At 60.4% G+C, this 13,924-nt stretch carries 12 protein-coding genes; 5 read left to right on the top strand and 7 right to left on the bottom strand.

All coding sequences use genetic code 11. The features are described 5' to 3' along the window. Window positions 1–181 precede the first annotated feature (181 nt). The 7 genes from HNR62_RS14595 to HNR62_RS14565 form a co-directional block, all read right to left on the bottom strand. Complete coding sequence (locus HNR62_RS14595; protein WP_204796813.1) at window positions 182–583, bottom strand: hypothetical protein; 402 nt, start codon at window positions 581–583, stop codon at window positions 182–184. Between the two features lie 62 nt (window positions 584–645). Further along, entirely contained in the window at window positions 646–1,425 is a 780-nt protein-coding gene (locus tag HNR62_RS14590; RefSeq protein WP_204796812.1) for a hypothetical protein, read from the bottom strand. Window positions 1,426–1,626: 201 nt separating this feature from the next. Next, the gene (locus HNR62_RS14585) at window positions 1,627–1,899 is read right to left on the bottom strand and encodes a hypothetical protein (protein WP_204796811.1); all 273 of its coding nucleotides are present in this window, start codon (window positions 1,897–1,899) and stop codon (window positions 1,627–1,629) included. A gap of 255 nt (window positions 1,900–2,154) precedes the next feature. Next, window positions 2,155–6,594 carry a chromosome partition protein MukB gene (gene mukB, locus HNR62_RS14580; protein WP_338044116.1) on the bottom strand — a complete coding sequence of 1,480 codons (4,440 nt, stop codon included), beginning with the start codon at window positions 6,592–6,594 and terminating at the stop codon, window positions 2,155–2,157. Next, window positions 6,591–7,262, bottom strand: coding sequence for a chromosome partition protein MukE (gene mukE / locus HNR62_RS14575; RefSeq protein WP_204796810.1), 672 nt, complete (start codon window positions 7,260–7,262; stop codon window positions 6,591–6,593). Before mukE ends, mukB begins: the two co-directional genes overlap by 4 nt. After that, a complete protein-coding gene (gene mukF, locus HNR62_RS14570; RefSeq protein ID WP_204796809.1) occupies window positions 7,243–8,568 on the bottom strand; it encodes a chromosome partition protein MukF in 1,326 nt (441 codons plus the stop codon). Before mukF ends, mukE begins: the two co-directional genes overlap by 20 nt. A gap of 249 nt (window positions 8,569–8,817) precedes the next feature. After that, window positions 8,818–9,591, bottom strand: coding sequence for a methyltransferase domain-containing protein (locus HNR62_RS14565; RefSeq protein ID WP_204796816.1), 774 nt, complete (start codon window positions 9,589–9,591; stop codon window positions 8,818–8,820). A 92-nt stretch (window positions 9,592–9,683) separates the two neighbouring features. On the opposite strand from HNR62_RS14565, the gene HNR62_RS14560 reads away from it, so the two are divergent. The 5 genes from HNR62_RS14560 to rsxB all read left to right on the top strand — a co-directional run bounded on the left by HNR62_RS14560 (window position 9,684) and on the right by rsxB (window position 13,924). Further along, on the top strand, window positions 9,684–10,481 hold the full coding sequence (locus HNR62_RS14560) for an ElyC/SanA/YdcF family protein (RefSeq protein ID WP_204796808.1): 798 nt from the start codon (window positions 9,684–9,686) through the stop codon (window positions 10,479–10,481). A 102-nt stretch (window positions 10,482–10,583) separates the two neighbouring features. After that, window positions 10,584–11,336, top strand: a complete 753-nt coding sequence (gene tpiA / locus HNR62_RS14555) for a triose-phosphate isomerase (protein ID WP_204796807.1) — start codon at window positions 10,584–10,586, stop codon at window positions 11,334–11,336. Between the two features lie 229 nt (window positions 11,337–11,565). Then, complete coding sequence (gene pfkA / locus HNR62_RS14550; RefSeq protein ID WP_204796806.1) at window positions 11,566–12,528, top strand: 6-phosphofructokinase; 963 nt, start codon at window positions 11,566–11,568, stop codon at window positions 12,526–12,528. A 258-nt stretch (window positions 12,529–12,786) separates the two neighbouring features. Beyond that, window positions 12,787–13,368: an electron transport complex subunit RsxA gene (gene rsxA / locus HNR62_RS14545; protein ID WP_204796805.1), complete on the top strand. Its 582-nt coding sequence runs from the start codon at window positions 12,787–12,789 to the stop codon at window positions 13,366–13,368. A gap of 1 nt (window position 13,369) precedes the next feature. Then, on the top strand, window positions 13,370–13,924 hold the full coding sequence (gene rsxB, locus HNR62_RS14540) for an electron transport complex subunit RsxB (protein WP_204796804.1): 555 nt from the start codon (window positions 13,370–13,372) through the stop codon (window positions 13,922–13,924).

The raw sequence follows: 13,924 nt of genomic DNA, 5'->3' as shown, positions 1-13,924 counted from the left end.
CTCCTGCTCAACCCAACTTGTCATGTCACCCGCCGCTATGTCTGTTATTCAGTGGCGTGATGATACTCACTCAGGGACTTATGGGTAAAGGGATGAGTTAACGCCTGCAAACGGCGCCCGACTAGGGCGTCCGGTGGGGGCCCATCGGGCCGGAACGAAATTGATGCACTGGTTAAGCGCATTACACCCATCCTCTCAGCTTAGCAGCGATGTATGGTGCAAGGACCGTTGCTACAAGAACAACAGGCCAGATGTTGCCACCCTTGAATGTGTAGGCCTCAATCAACTCGCACCACGACTTGCCTTGCCAAAGCCCGAACGAAAACTCAAAAACGAGTGTAAGAACGAGCCAGCCCACCCCAACGATACAGAGCACGACGGGGCGACTAATATGCAGCCATGGAAGGGTAAAATATGCCACGCCAATGATTAAGGCTGACAGCAACAGACCGCTAAGCACGAGCGCCGCCGGAGTTCCGAAGCCTGGTACAAGTACCGATTCTCGCAGCACTCCATTGGCAACCGCTAGAGCTAGGATACCAACCCAAATCACCAAAGCCTTTAAAGCGACTACCGTCATCATTGCCTGCTCCCATAGCGCCTAACGCCTAGCTCAGCGGCGCGCTTTTGGCGCGTCCGTTGGAGCTACTTGTTAGTGTTTTTCTCTAAAAAATCGCCTGCCAAATCAAGTACAGAACGAATTTTTGAAACATCAACGTTGAGCTGGATCAACCATCGCTCGTATACGTCACCACATTCAGCAAACATCTTTCTTAGAGCTTCATTTTCCGCTTCCATGATTAATTCGTGAACGTACTTGGCGTCTTGGTTATATACCTCTGTGTAAAATGACTTCACTTTTTCATCTGAAAAAACACGATTAGACTTCTCAACAAGCTCTGTAGAAAGCTGAGCTAACTCATTAGAAAGTACCATCGGGTTCTCTTGGGATGCGTTGCCGATTTTCTTTACCGCATCGGTAAAAGGAGACGGATCATCATCATGAATTTCAAGAAATCCGGCATTATCTAAAATTGACTGATCGATTTCTTTTTTTAGGTTTAATAGTCGGCCGTATATCTCGACTCTTTTCGCAAACAGCCCCTGATAAATTTCTTTTGAAATTGTGGTATATGTTTCGTATTTCAAAAATTCAGATTGCAACTGTGCCTTAATTCTCTCAATGTCCGCAGTGTACTGATTCTTCAGCGCTTCGATTTCTTTGGTAGCAGTATTTTTTACATGCTGGAGCTCTTTGTTGCTTTCTGATTTAAATGACTCTAGTTGTATCTTATGATTTGCCAACTCACCTTCTACTATCCTCTTGGTGCTTATGTGAGCCAGCCAACCAACCATCGCAACAAGTGCAACTGATACTCCGCCAAATGGAAGCAGCACTAATTTTACGATTTCATAAATTTCCATATACGCTACCTTAAATACTAACATTTTTAATAGTGCGCATGCGCATATTTCTTCCATCGCACCAGCTCATTTTTTACCTATATGTTTCTGATAGTAAGATAATTTTTTACTCGTCAGCCGTATAAGGTGATGTGCAAAAACACGCATGCACGATATCAACAATAGCGTGCGCACTATCCACAAAGCCCTGCCGTAACCTGCTCAAATAATGAGCGTTTTTAAGCCCGGTTTGCTGTACACGCGCATGCGTTGTTGATAGTGCGCACCAAGCTCTTGAATCCGAAAATATGCTGTATGAAACAGCAGATTTTTTACTTTGGACACGCTACCGCTCGGATCTTGCGAGCGATCCGGCCTCTCCCTTTCCTGTTGTTTGAGGTTGTTTCGCCGGCAATAAATAACATTAAACTCAGATAAAGCCTTCGCATTATAGGCAGCAGGGGTTGCAGATTGGAAGTGTGGGGGAAGATTCACCGGCACTGGATTCCTGCCTTCGCAGAAATAACGGCAGCAGTTATCGGGGGGTACAGGAGCCGGGTTGCCCAATACAAAAAGCCCCGCAACCGACAGGTTGCGGGGCTTTGTTTTCTTGTTGAACCACTTGTTGAAGGTCCACTGAAGTGGACCCTACGATAAGGCAGGGTAGCAACACCCCCACCCTGCCTCCCCCTGGCATAGCGCCGCCATTATGCCTGCCGGGCCGCAGCCAAGGGGGAGGAGTAGATAGAATTACACCACCGCTTCGCCGGCGAAGCCGCGCAGGCCCACTACGTGTACCTGTTCCTGCTTGCCGTGTACCTTGCGGATCAGCTTGTAGGTGGTGCCTTTTTCCGGGCTGATGTTCTCGGGGGCGGCAATCAGCAGCTGCATGTCCTGGCGTTCGCACAGTTCGAACAGGGTGGCGATGGAGCGGGTGTCCAGTCGTGCCGCTTCATCCAGGAACAGCAGGCGACAGGGCAATACGTCTTTGCTGCGCAGGTGGCGGGACTCTTCCTCCCAGCTCTGCAGCACCATCAGCAAAATGGCCTGGCCGGTGCCGATGGCCTCACCGGTGGACAGAGCGCCGCTTTCGGCGCGTAACCAGCCGTCGGCGCCACGTTGCACTTCTATGCCCAGATCCAGATAGTTGCGATAGTCCAGCAGCGCCTGACCCAGCACCTGCGGGCTGCGATCCCCCTGCTCCAGCTGCGGGTTCAGCCGCTGGAACAGCTTGCCCATGGCCTCGGAGAAACTCAGCTCCTTGCTGCTGAACAGGTCCTGATGGCGGCCTTCCGGGTCGCTCAGCGCCTCCAGCAGGCGGCCGTAGGTGTCGCGAATGTTCACGTTCAGCCGCACCCCGGCCACCAGGCCGAAGCTGATGTTCTGCAGGCCCTGGTTGAGCTGGCGAATGCGGTTCTGCTCGCGGCGGATGATGGTGTTGATCTTGGCCGCCACCTCATGGGACGACAACGACAACTGGCCTTCGCGCAGTTGCAGCTCGTCCGCCAGCCGGCCCAGCTCCACTTCCATCTCTTCCAGCGCTTCCACCGGATCGTCGGCCCGAATAATGTCGTGCCGAATACGCGCCTTGAGGTGGCTGAACACCAGGATGTAGAACTGCACCTTCTGCAGAGTGTTGCGGTTGCCCTCGCTCAGGCGCAGGGCGTCGCGCAACTCTTCGTCGTGGGCCACCGCCAGGCGCAGGGCGCCCAGCGCCTTGTCGGAAATGGAGCGCAGCTCGTCCGCGTCCAGATACGCCAGCTCGGGCCGGGCCAACCGCCGCTCCACATCGTGATCCCGCGCCAGTCGCACCACCCTGGCCCAGTTGGCCTTGTGCGCCACCAGCGCCTTGCGGGCGGCAAAATACCCCTGGCCGTCCTTGCCGAGGCGCTGACTCAGGGAGTCGATTTCGCGCTTGCTCACCTGGCGCTGGGCCTCGGTCTGGCTGCGCTTGCCACGGGTGTGCACCAGCTCGTTTTCGATGGAACGCTTGGCCTCGCGGGCCTTGTCTTCCATGTCGGGCGCCAGGGTAATGCCCAGGGCGTTCAGTTCATCGCGGAATTCGTTCAGGGTCTGGCTTCTGGCGTCACGGCCGGTCACCAGCGCCGTGCGGGCCTGCAGCGCGTCGGTCAGGCGACCGTTCAGCTGCTCGGCACGCAACCCGGCCTTGCGGCGGGCATCGATGGCCTGCACCAGCTTGGCCTTGAGGCTGTCGTTCATGGCCGAGCTTTGATCCAGCAGTTGCTCGGCGTCGGCATAGGCCAGGTGCGGCAGCCGCGCCACCAGCTGGGTCAGGGCATAGGTGCGGTTACGCGCCTCGGTCAGCTCGGCTTCCGCCTCGGCCACCTGCCGTTGCAGGGCCTCGAAACCGGCGGGATCCTGGCGCAATACCTGCACCTGCTCGGCCAGCCGGCCCAGCCGCTGGCCATGGGCGGCCATGAAGTCGCGGGCCAGGTCCAGCCGGGCCAGCTCTTCCCGGGCGGCGGCCAGCCGCTGGGCCAGACCCTCGTCGGCCAGTAAATCCGCCAGCGGCAGCAGCTTGTGCAGCAACGCCTGCTGTTCGCGCAGCTGATTGCGGCGGGCCTGCCACTGGTCGCGCTGCTCGGCAATGACCGCCAGCTCCTGCTCCAGTTGCTGCTGCCGGGCGGCCAGCTCGTCCAGCGCCTGTTCCGGGTTGTCGCCAAAGGCCAGTTGCAGGCCCTGGCCGACAAAGTCACTCAACTGATGATACAGCCGGCTGTGCTTCTGCTGGGCAAAGGCGGACTCCGCATAGCGGGCGCTGACGGTTTCCAGCTCGGCGCTCAGCTGCGCTATCTTGGCCTCGCGGGCGGCGCGACCGAACATGGGCTCGGTGGGAAAACGGGAATAACGCAGCTGGCGCTCGCCGTTTTTCACCCAGATGGCGCCGTCCAGCTCGGTGGCGTGCAGCAGATCTTCGTCGAAGGCGTCCGGATTACCCTGGATCAGATACAGGTCCGCCGGGCAGGACTCCAGCGCCTGCAACTGCGCCAATGCCGCCTGAGGATCGGCCACCACTATGCCGTTGCGGGCCGGGCCATACAGGGCCTCGTAATAGGGGGCGTCGTCTACCGCTATGTCGTCGTACACGTCGGCCAGCAAAGTGCCGCCCAGCTGTTCGCACAGGGCAAGCAGCCGCGGGTCGGCGTCCACACCGCTGCTCAGGGCACGGATCTGCTGCTCCAGTTGCTGCTTGGCAGCCAGGGATTGTTGCTTGCTCTGCTCGGCCTGGTGCTCGTCGCGCAGCGCCTGCTGCATGGCGGCGGTGACCTCGTTGCTGTCGGCCAGCGGCAGACCGGACAGCTCGCGCAGCCGCTCAAGCGTCTGTTGGGCCTGGTGCCAGGCCGGGGCCTGTTTGCGCAGTTCGCTCACCCGGGGCGCTATCTGTGCCAGGCGGGACTGGTTCTGGCGCTGGGCGTCGGCGCAGTCGGCCAGTTTTTCTTCCAGCTCGCTCTTCTGCTCGTCCAGCTCCGCCAGTTGCAGTTCCAGCTCGGCCTCGTCCTGCACCGGTCGTCCCAGTCGGGCCAGCTCGGCCTGCAGGGCCGTGGCCTTTTCGCGCTTGCCGGCCGCCTGCTCGGACTCCTTCAGCTGATGGCGAATGGCGCCGTCTCGCATCAGCAGGGCCTGATATTCCCGTCCCTGCTCCAGCAACTGGTTGGCACGGGCAAAGGCGGAGGCCCGGTCCGCTTCGCCATCGATGGCCTGCAACAGCGCCAGTGCCTGATCGTACTGGGCGCGGGCCGCCTCGGCGAGCGAGAGTTGCTGGCGTTGTTCCAGCACCACGGCGGTTTGGGCCTGTTCGCGCTGCTGGTGCGCCTGCTCCTGCTCCCTGGCCTGCTCCGGGCTCAGCTCCGGCAGGCCGCAGCGCACCTTGGCCTCGCCCAGCGCCTGCCGGGCCTGACGATACTGAATGGCCCGGGTCTGCTGGGTATCCAGCGCCTGCTGGTAGTCGGCCAGCTGGCTCTTGAGGCTGTCTACCTCTTCTTCCGCCGCCACCTTGGTGGCGGTGGCTTCTTCATGTTCGTCCTGCAGCTCGGCCAGGGTTTCTTCCTGAATGGCGAGCTTGGCGTCCAGCTCGTCCAGCTCGTGCTGGTAGCCGGTGATTTTTTCGTTGAGCTTGACCCCGCTCAGCACCCGCGCCAGATGCTCGGAGGCGATGTCCAGCTCCTCACCCAGCATGCGCTCGCGGGCACCCAGATGCTCCAGCTCGTCGGCCAGGTAAATCAACCGGTTCTTTTCTTCGGCCAGAATGCGGCGTTCTTCCGCCAGGGCCTTGCGCGCCGCCAGCGCCTGCTCGGACAGCCGCTTTTTCTCGGCGCTGTTACGCACATAGTCGGCGGCCACATAGTGGGTGGTTTCGGTGATCAGCTGGCGGAACTGATCCCGCTGACGCTGGGTTTCGCGTATGGCTTCCAGGGTGCGGCGGTTCTCGAAGATGGCCGCCTCCATGTCGTTGAACGCCTTGCGGATGCCGGCGTTTTCCGGCAGCAGGTAGTCTTTCAGGCTGCGGCTGATGGTGCTGGAAATACCGCCGTACAGGGAGGCCTCGATCAGGCGATAGAACTTGACCCGATCGCGCTGATCCTTGAGCTTGCGCGGGGTCACGCCGGTATCGAACAGAAAATTGTGATACTCGGACACGGTACTGAAACGGGTAAAGCGCAGCCCGTCCTGCTGGGCCGCCGCCTTCAGCTCGTTGAGCGAGCGCACCTGGCCGCGACCGTCGTCCAGCCGGTGCAGCAGCAGCGCGGTCGGGGTATGTTCGGGCGTGATGCCCTGCACGCTGAAGGGGGTGAGGTTGACCTTGTTGTCCCGGTTGGCCACCTGCTCCAGGTGCACGCCAAACCAGACCCGCTCGCCCTGGGAGGTGTCCACCTCAATCATGGAATAACAGTGGCCGCGCTGCAGCTTGCCGTACAGGCCCTTGTCGCGGCTGCCGGACTGGCTGCCCGCCTCCGTGGTGTTGCGAAAGTGCAGCAGGCTGAGATCGGGGATCAAGGCGGCAATAAAGGCGGCCATGGTGGTGGACTTGCCGGCGCCGTTGCCGCCCGACAGGGTGGTCACCAGGGTGTCCAGCTCGAAGGTACGGGCGAAAAAGCCGTTCCAGTTGACCATGGTCAGGGAGTGGAACTTGCCCCGGCTGAAGGTGGTTAGCGTTTCTGGCGTGCTCACTGGTCGTTCTCCTGCTCTTCGTCCTGGTCGTGGCCGGCCACCGCCTCGCCGTCTTTGATCATGCGCAATTGCAGCGCGCGCGGATCTTCGTCGGTGCGCACGTCGGCGGCGAAGCGAAACACCGCCTCGCTGATGCGAAACTTGTCCTGGCTGCCCACGGCACTGACCATGCCGAGGCGTTTGAGCCGGCGAATGGCGGTTTTTAGCTTGTCGGCCAGCTTGCGCTTGTCCAGATCACTGCCACCGGCACGCTGGTTCACCATGCGCAGCAGGGCCTGCTCATTGGCCAGGGTCAGTATTTCTTCCTGCAGATCGAGCAGCGAGAAGACCCCTTCATTGCTCAGCCGATCCGGGCTCAGGTAGAGGTAGCACAGCACCTTGCCCACCAGCATTTCCAGCTCGGACAGAATGGAGCTGCCCAGCTCGCTGGTGGAGCGCGGTCGCAGGTAATAGAAGCCCTCGGGGGCGCGCACCAGCTCTACGTGGTAGCGCCGGTAAAAGGCCTCCAGCTCCGGGTAGTACTCCTGCAGCAGCGAATGCTGCTCCAGCTCGTCGGCGCTGATGTGGCGGCCGGAACGTAACTGGTTGTCCAGCGCGGGAAACAGCGGGTTGGCAATGGCCTGGGCCAGACGGGGGTCCAGGGCGAGATCAGTATTGGTCGATAACATGTGCTTGTACCTTGGCCCCGTGGGCGTTGATGCGTTGCCAGTCCGGCTGGGCGGCGCCCATGCATTCGGCGTTGGCGTGGCCCAGCTTGACCGCTTCGTCGATCAGCAAACGGGCAATATCGAAATGTTGGTATTGAGGATAATCGTGCAGATAGTCCCTGAGCACTGCGGCCATGTCGAGCGGCTTGCCGGCCAGCGGAAATGCCTGCAGGTGATCGCGAATGCGACCCGACAGTTCGGCGGTCACGTCCACCATGTCGTGATATTCCAGCTCGACCGGCAGCTCGCCGGTGACTTCCTCGGCGTAGGCGGCCATGGTTTCGTCGCGCAGTTCCAGCAACGGCCGGGCCTGGGCGATGCACAGCCGCCAGTTGTGATCTTCAAACCGGCGGATGGACTCGCGCAACCGCTGGCTGAAGGCGCGGTGCTTGTCCATGTCGATGGCGGTGCGAATAAAGCGGTGCACGTGCAGATCGTAACGGGCCCACAGCTCGATGCACTGGCTGCCCCACAGAATAATGGCGTCCAGCCGGGCCTGCAGCTGCTGGCACAGGGCCGCCAGCGACTCGTCGCGCCCGCTTTGCTGTAGCTGCTCTTCGATGTTGAGCAGGCTCTGCTGCAGGCCGTGGCCGGCTTTGTCCAGGGTATCCTGTAGTTCGCGCAGGGTCAGGCCGGTTTCGCGCAGCAACTGCTCGCAGGCGGAAATGGCCTCGTGCCAGTTCTTGTTGAGCAGGGCGGCGATGTTGGCCTTGACCGCATTCTGCTGCTCGTCCATGGCGCGCTGGGTGTCGTCGATGCGCGCCAGCTGTTCGGACACCGAATATTTCAGCCGGCCTGCCACGTTCTGCGCCCACTCTTGCTCATCGGGGTCGCCGGCGATGGCCTCGGCCACCTGATCCAGATCCCGGGCAATCTGCTCCAGCTGCAGCGACAGCCTGATCTGGCTGATCTCACGCTGGGCGGCAAAAAACTCGACGATGGCCACCCCCAGACGCGTCAGCCGGTACAGGCTGTCGCCCTCGCCCGGCTCGCCCTGAAAACGGCTCAGCAGCCGCTGGCGCACCAGATCGTTGATGGCGTTGTTGGCGCGGCTGGCCAGGGTCTCGTCGGCCTGGTCGAAGCCCTTGCTGACAAAGCCGAAGGCGTGGTGCAGCTCGGCCTCGCTCAGTTGCGGCTGCTCGCCGCCCCGGCCGAACACCTGTATCGCCAGCAGGAAGGCCAGCCGTTCCGGGGGCAGGTTCAGCCCCAGGTTTTCCTCTCTGACCCAGCCAATCCAGTCCGGCAGGGTGCGGGACATTTCCGTCATCTTGCAGCTCTCTCAGTTCTTGTTTCGATAACGTAAGCAGAGGGCACAGGGTCTACTCCTGGCAGACCTCGGTGTGGTCTTTATCGTCATTCCCGCGCAGGCGGGAATCCAGGACATATAGCGCCAGGTCCGAACACTCCGCCTATACCGCAAAGCCCATGGACCCCCGCCTTCGCGAGGGTGACAACAATAAACACCGGTACATCCGCGATGTACTCTGTTACCCGTCACTTCGCGAGGATGACGATCTCAGTCGCCCTTTTTTGCCAGCACGTGAATGTAGCGCCCCAGGTGCATGAAGGGCGCCTGCCGGGCGTGGGCCAGCTCCATGGCGATCACCTCGTCGGCCTGCTCCACCTTGATGCGTTTTTCTACCATATAATCGTGGATCACCCGCACCCCGCTGCGGCCGGTAATAACAAGGCCCAGCTCGTCCAGCCAGCGGTCAACCTCATCAGGTTTGCAGGGCCAGCCCGGCGTCAGTTTCTGGCGCTTTTTCTTGACCAGATCGGCATGCACGTAATCAAAATGACCCATCACCAGGCTGTGATACAAGAGGCCGTCGCGGTTGTAGTACATCAGCGACAGATGACCGCCGTCCACCAGCAGCGCCTGCAAACAGGCCAGCAACTGAGCCTGCTCCTGCACCCATTCCAGCACCGCATGGCACAAAATCAAATCGAACTGGCCCAGATCCTCAACAGTTAACGACTGAATCGGCGCCTGAATAAAGTCGAATTGCGCCAGCAGGTCCTTTTCCGCCACCTGCTCCCGGGCCAGCGCCAGCATTTCACCGGACAGATCGCACAACACCACCTTGTGGCCACCCGCCGCCAGCGGTTGCGACAGGGGGCCGAAGCCGCCGCCCGCGTCCAGAATGCGCAGGGGCCGGTCCGGCAAGGTGGCCAGCAGCTCGTCCAGATCCCGGCTCAACACCGCCAGTCGAATGCGACCCTTGGTGGTGCCGTAGATATTGCGGGCAAAGGTATGGCTCTTGCCATCGAAATTGGTATTGCTGTTTATTACCTTGGGCTTTCTGCTCACCTGGGTGTTTCTTGCTGAGTCCGGGGGCGCTATTCTGGCACAACCGATACGGTTAACAAATGAGTGTGTACATGGAGATGGCGTTTTTGGCCAAAAAATGGCTGGGTAGCCTGTTATTACCGCTACCTCTGCTGCTGATGCTGGGCTTCTTCGGGTTGATTATGCTGCTGAGGCAGCACAGACGCAGTGGCGGCACCCTGTTGTTGCTGTCGCTGTCGGCCCTGCTGCTGCTGGCTACCCGGCCGGTGGCCAACTGGCTGATAGCACCGCTCGAGTCACAATATCCGCCCCATGTGGTCGATTCGATGTCGGAGCAGCCGGTGCAGGACATCATAGTGCTGGGGGCCGCCCAGGTGGCGGATCTGTCGCTGCCGCTGCTGAGCCAGCTGGGCCAGGCCGGGCTGGTGCGCATTACCGAAGGGGTGCGGCTGGCCCATGCCTATCCCGAGGCCCGGTTGATATTAAGCGGTTATGCGGGGGGAGAAGGCCGATCCAGTGCCGAGCTTTACGGCGCCGTGGCCCGGGCGCTGGGCATAGCGCCCGATCGCCTGCTGATGCTGCCCGAGCCGAAAGACACAGCGGAAGAAGCCGCCGCCATTACCCCGCTGATTGCCGGGCGCCGGGCGCTGCTGGTGACCTCCGCCAGCCACATGCCCCGCGCCATGACCTTGTTCCGTGAGCAAGGCGGCCAGCCCCAGGCGGCACCGGTGGGCCATCATGCCAGGGAAAGCCCTGGCACCCTGCCCTTATACACCTATCTGCCCAAGGGCCATTATCTGGAGCGCAGCGACATTGCCTGGCATGAATATCTGGGCCTGGGCTGGCAGTGGCTGACGAGTAAAACAAACCGGGTGCCGCACAACGAATAAACAAACAGATGACAAATAACACCGCAGGGCATGACCCTTCTGGTTTCGCCGGATCCCTGCCCCTATAATGCCCCCCATTTAACGAACAGGAAACAACACAAGATGCGACAGACTCTGGTAATGGGTAACTGGAAACTCAACGGCAGCAAGAGCATGGTGGCCGAGCTGATCAACGCCCTCAAGGCCCCCGCTACCGATACCCCAAGTGTGGCGGTGGCGGTGTGCCCGCCGGTGCTGTTTCTGGGCCAGGCCCAGGCGCTGCTGACCGACAGCAATATCGCCCTTGGCGCCCAGGACGCCGACATTCATGCTCAAGGCGCCTTCACCGGCGAACACTCCCCGGCCATGTATTCGGAGTTTGGCGTGCATTATGTGCTGGTCGGCCACAGCGAGCGCCGTACCCTGCACGGCGAAAGCGATGCCATGGTGGCCGCCAAGTTCGCCGCCGTGCAGCAGGCCGGCCTGGTACCGGTATTGTGCATCGGTGAAACCCTGGAGCAGTTTGAAGAAGGTGAAACCCGGGCCGTGGTCGAGCGCCAGCTGCACGAAGTGATCGCCCACAGCGGCATCGACGCCCTGGCCAATGCCGTGATCGCCTACGAGCCGGTCTGGGCCATCGGCACCGGCAAGACCGCCACCCCCGAGATTGCCCAGGGCGTACACGCCGCCATTCGTGCCTTTCTGGCCGAACAAAATGCCGACGTCGCGGCGGGCGTGCAGATCCTCTATGGCGGCTCGGTCAAGGGCGCCAGCGCCGCCGGCCTGTTTGCCATGGATGATATCGACGGCGCCCTGGTGGGCGGTGCCGCCCTGCAGGCGGACGAGTTTGCCGCCATTATCCGCGCCGGTGCATAACAAGCACCGAAGGTTCTTTTTATTCCCACGAAAGTGGGAATCCAGAGCCCTGATCCATGGATCTCCGCCTTCGCGGAGATGACGACCCGAATATATTTGTCATTCCCACGAAGGTGGGAATCCAGTGTCCTGTACCATGGATCTCCACCTTCGCGGAGCATATCTGTACAAGGGCACTATGAGTGATCAATGCTTCCCGAAATAAAAATGGATGTAAAACGAGGGTGAGATGATTAAACGAATTGGAGTACTGACCAGCGGCGGCGATGCCCCGGGCATGAACGCCGCCATTCGCGCCGTGGTGCGGACCGGTCTGCATCACAACCTGGAGGTGTTCGGTATTCACAGCGGCTATCTGGGCCTGCACCGGGATGAGATAGTACCGCTGGAGCGGCATTCGGTGTCCGATGTCATCACCCGGGGCGGCACCTTTCTGGGCTCGGCGCGCTTTCCCGAGTTCAAGGATGAAAAAGTACGGGAAGAAGCGGTCGAAAACCTGAAAAAACACGGCATAGACGCCCTGGTGGTGATCGGCGGTGACGGCTCCTACATGGGCGCCATGCGGCTGACCGAGATGGGCTTTCCCTGCATCGGCATTCCCGGCACCATCGACAACGACATCGCCGGCACCGACTTTACCATCGGCTTCGACACCGCGCTCAACGTGGCGGTGGAAGCCATCGACCGGCTGCGCGACACCTGCAGTTCCCATAACCGTATTTCGGTGGTGGAAATCATGGGCCGCCACTGTGGTGACCTCACCTCGTCCGCCGCCGTGGCCGGGGGCGCCGAATACGTGATAGTGCCGGAGGTGGCCTTCGACCAGGCCGAGCTGATTCAACAAATCCACGAGGGCGTGGCCAAAGGCAAGAAGCACGCCATCGTCGCCATCTGCGAAAACATGTGTGACGTCAACCGGCTGGCCCACGACATTCAGGCCGCCACCGGCCGGGACACCCGCGCCACCATTCTCGGCCATATTCAGCGCGGCGGCACCCCCACCGCGCAAGACCGCATCATGGCCAGCCGCATGGGCGCGCGGGCGGTAGAGCTGCTGCTCGAAGGCTACGGCGGCCGCTGCATGGGCCTGCAGAGCAACCACATAGTGCATCACGATATCATCGACTGCATCAAGCACCTCAAGCGGCCCTTCAACGAAGAAATGTACCAGTTGTCGAACACCCTGTTCTGATTTACTGCCTCAGCGCCCGCGTTTCCGTGGGCGCTGAACTGGCCCATATCCCGCACCTGATATCCCCGCCGATCATGCACTACGGTTCTTTGCCGCTTTGTACTCTGGCCGTTATTGGCATGTTAATTAAGGCTTTTCTCCGAGGCTCGGTTTAGGGTCCGAGGTCAACAGACCCTAAACCCACAGCATCTGTGGCATTGTTAAACGCGGCATAAAGTCCGATAATACCGGTCGTTATTTATTATCCGCCGAGTGATCATGTCTGAATACCTGCTGCTGTTTGTCGGCACCGTGCTGGTCAACAACTTCGTGCTGGTCAAGTTTCTCGGACTCTGTCCCTTCATGGGCGTGTCCGGCAAGCTTGAAACCGCCATCGGCATGGGGCTGGCCACCACCTTCGTGCTGACCCTGGCTGCCGCCTGCTCTTATCTGGTCAACCAGTATATTCTGCTGCCGCTGGATCTGCTGTATCTGCGCACCCTGTCGTTTATTCTGGTGATCGCCGTGGTGGTGCAATTCACCGAAATGGTGGTGCACAAGACCAGCCCCACCCTGTACCGGCTGCTGGGTATTTTTCTGCCGCTGATCACCACCAACTGCGCGGTACTGGGCGTGGCGCTGCTCAACATCAACGAACAGCACAACTTCATGCAGAGCCTGGTATACGGCTTTGGCGCGGCATTGGGCTTTTCACTGGTGCTGGTGCTGTTTGCCGCCATGCGCGAACGCCTGGCCGGCGCCGACGTACCGGTGCCGTTCAAGGGGGCTGCGCTGGCGATGATCACCGCCGGCCTGATGTCACTGGCCTTCATGGGCTTTACCGGACTGGTCAAGTTGTAATATGAGCAATATTTTAATCGCCATCGCCGTGCTGGCCCTGCTGGCCCTGATCTTCGGCCTGATCCTGGGCTATGCCGCGGTCCGGTTTCGGGTCGAGTCCGACCCCATCGTCGAGCAGTTGGATGAACTGCTGCCTCAGACCCAGTGCGGTCAGTGTGGTTACCCCGGCTGCAAGCCTTATGCCGAAGCCGTGGCCAATGGTGACGACGTTAACAAGTGTATACCCGGCGGCGATGCCACCATGCGCAAGATTGCCGACTTGATGGGGGTCGAACCCCAGGCCATGGGCGAGGAAGCCGCCGAGCCCGAGAAAAAGGTCGCCTTTATTCACGAAGACATGTGTATCGGCTGCACCAAGTGCATTCAGGCCTGCCCGGTAGACGCCATCGTCGGTGCCACCAAGGCGATGCACACCGTGATTGCGGACGAATGCACCGGTTGCGATCTGTGCGTGGATCCCTGCCCCACCGATTGCATCGAAATGATTCCGCTGTCGGTCACCCCCGAAAACTGGAAATGGCAACTGCCGCCCATCGCCATCAAGCAGGTAGATTAA

Source organism: Oceanisphaera litoralis (genome assembly GCF_016907015.1).
In the GTDB taxonomy this organism is placed as follows: domain Bacteria; phylum Pseudomonadota; class Gammaproteobacteria; order Enterobacterales; family Aeromonadaceae; genus Oceanimonas; species Oceanimonas litoralis.
Note: the sequence above shows the minus strand (reverse complement) of the source record. Positions and strands in the feature narration are given on the sequence as shown.

Excerpts from the sequence above, each read along its gene's own strand:
- tpiA (WP_204796807.1), top strand. The coding sequence starts at position 10,584 with ATGCGACAGACTCTGGTAATGGGTAACTGGAAACTCAACGGCAGCAAG.
- pfkA (WP_204796806.1), top strand. The coding sequence starts at position 11,566 with ATGATTAAACGAATTGGAGTACTGACCAGCGGCGGCGATGCCCCGGGC.
- mukE (WP_204796810.1), bottom strand. The coding sequence starts at position 7,262 with ATGTTATCGACCAATACTGATCTCGCCCTGGACCCCCGTCTGGCCCAG.
- HNR62_RS14590 (WP_204796812.1), bottom strand. The coding sequence starts at position 1,425 with ATGGAAATTTATGAAATCGTAAAATTAGTGCTGCTTCCATTTGGCGGA.
- HNR62_RS14560 (WP_204796808.1), top strand. The coding sequence starts at position 9,684 with ATGGAGATGGCGTTTTTGGCCAAAAAATGGCTGGGTAGCCTGTTATTA.
- rsxB (WP_204796804.1), top strand. The coding sequence starts at position 13,370 with ATGAGCAATATTTTAATCGCCATCGCCGTGCTGGCCCTGCTGGCCCTG.
- mukF (WP_204796809.1), bottom strand. The coding sequence starts at position 8,568 with ATGACGGAAATGTCCCGCACCCTGCCGGACTGGATTGGCTGGGTCAGA.
- rsxA (WP_204796805.1), top strand. The coding sequence starts at position 12,787 with ATGTCTGAATACCTGCTGCTGTTTGTCGGCACCGTGCTGGTCAACAAC.
- HNR62_RS14595 (WP_204796813.1), bottom strand. The coding sequence starts at position 583 with ATGATGACGGTAGTCGCTTTAAAGGCTTTGGTGATTTGGGTTGGTATC.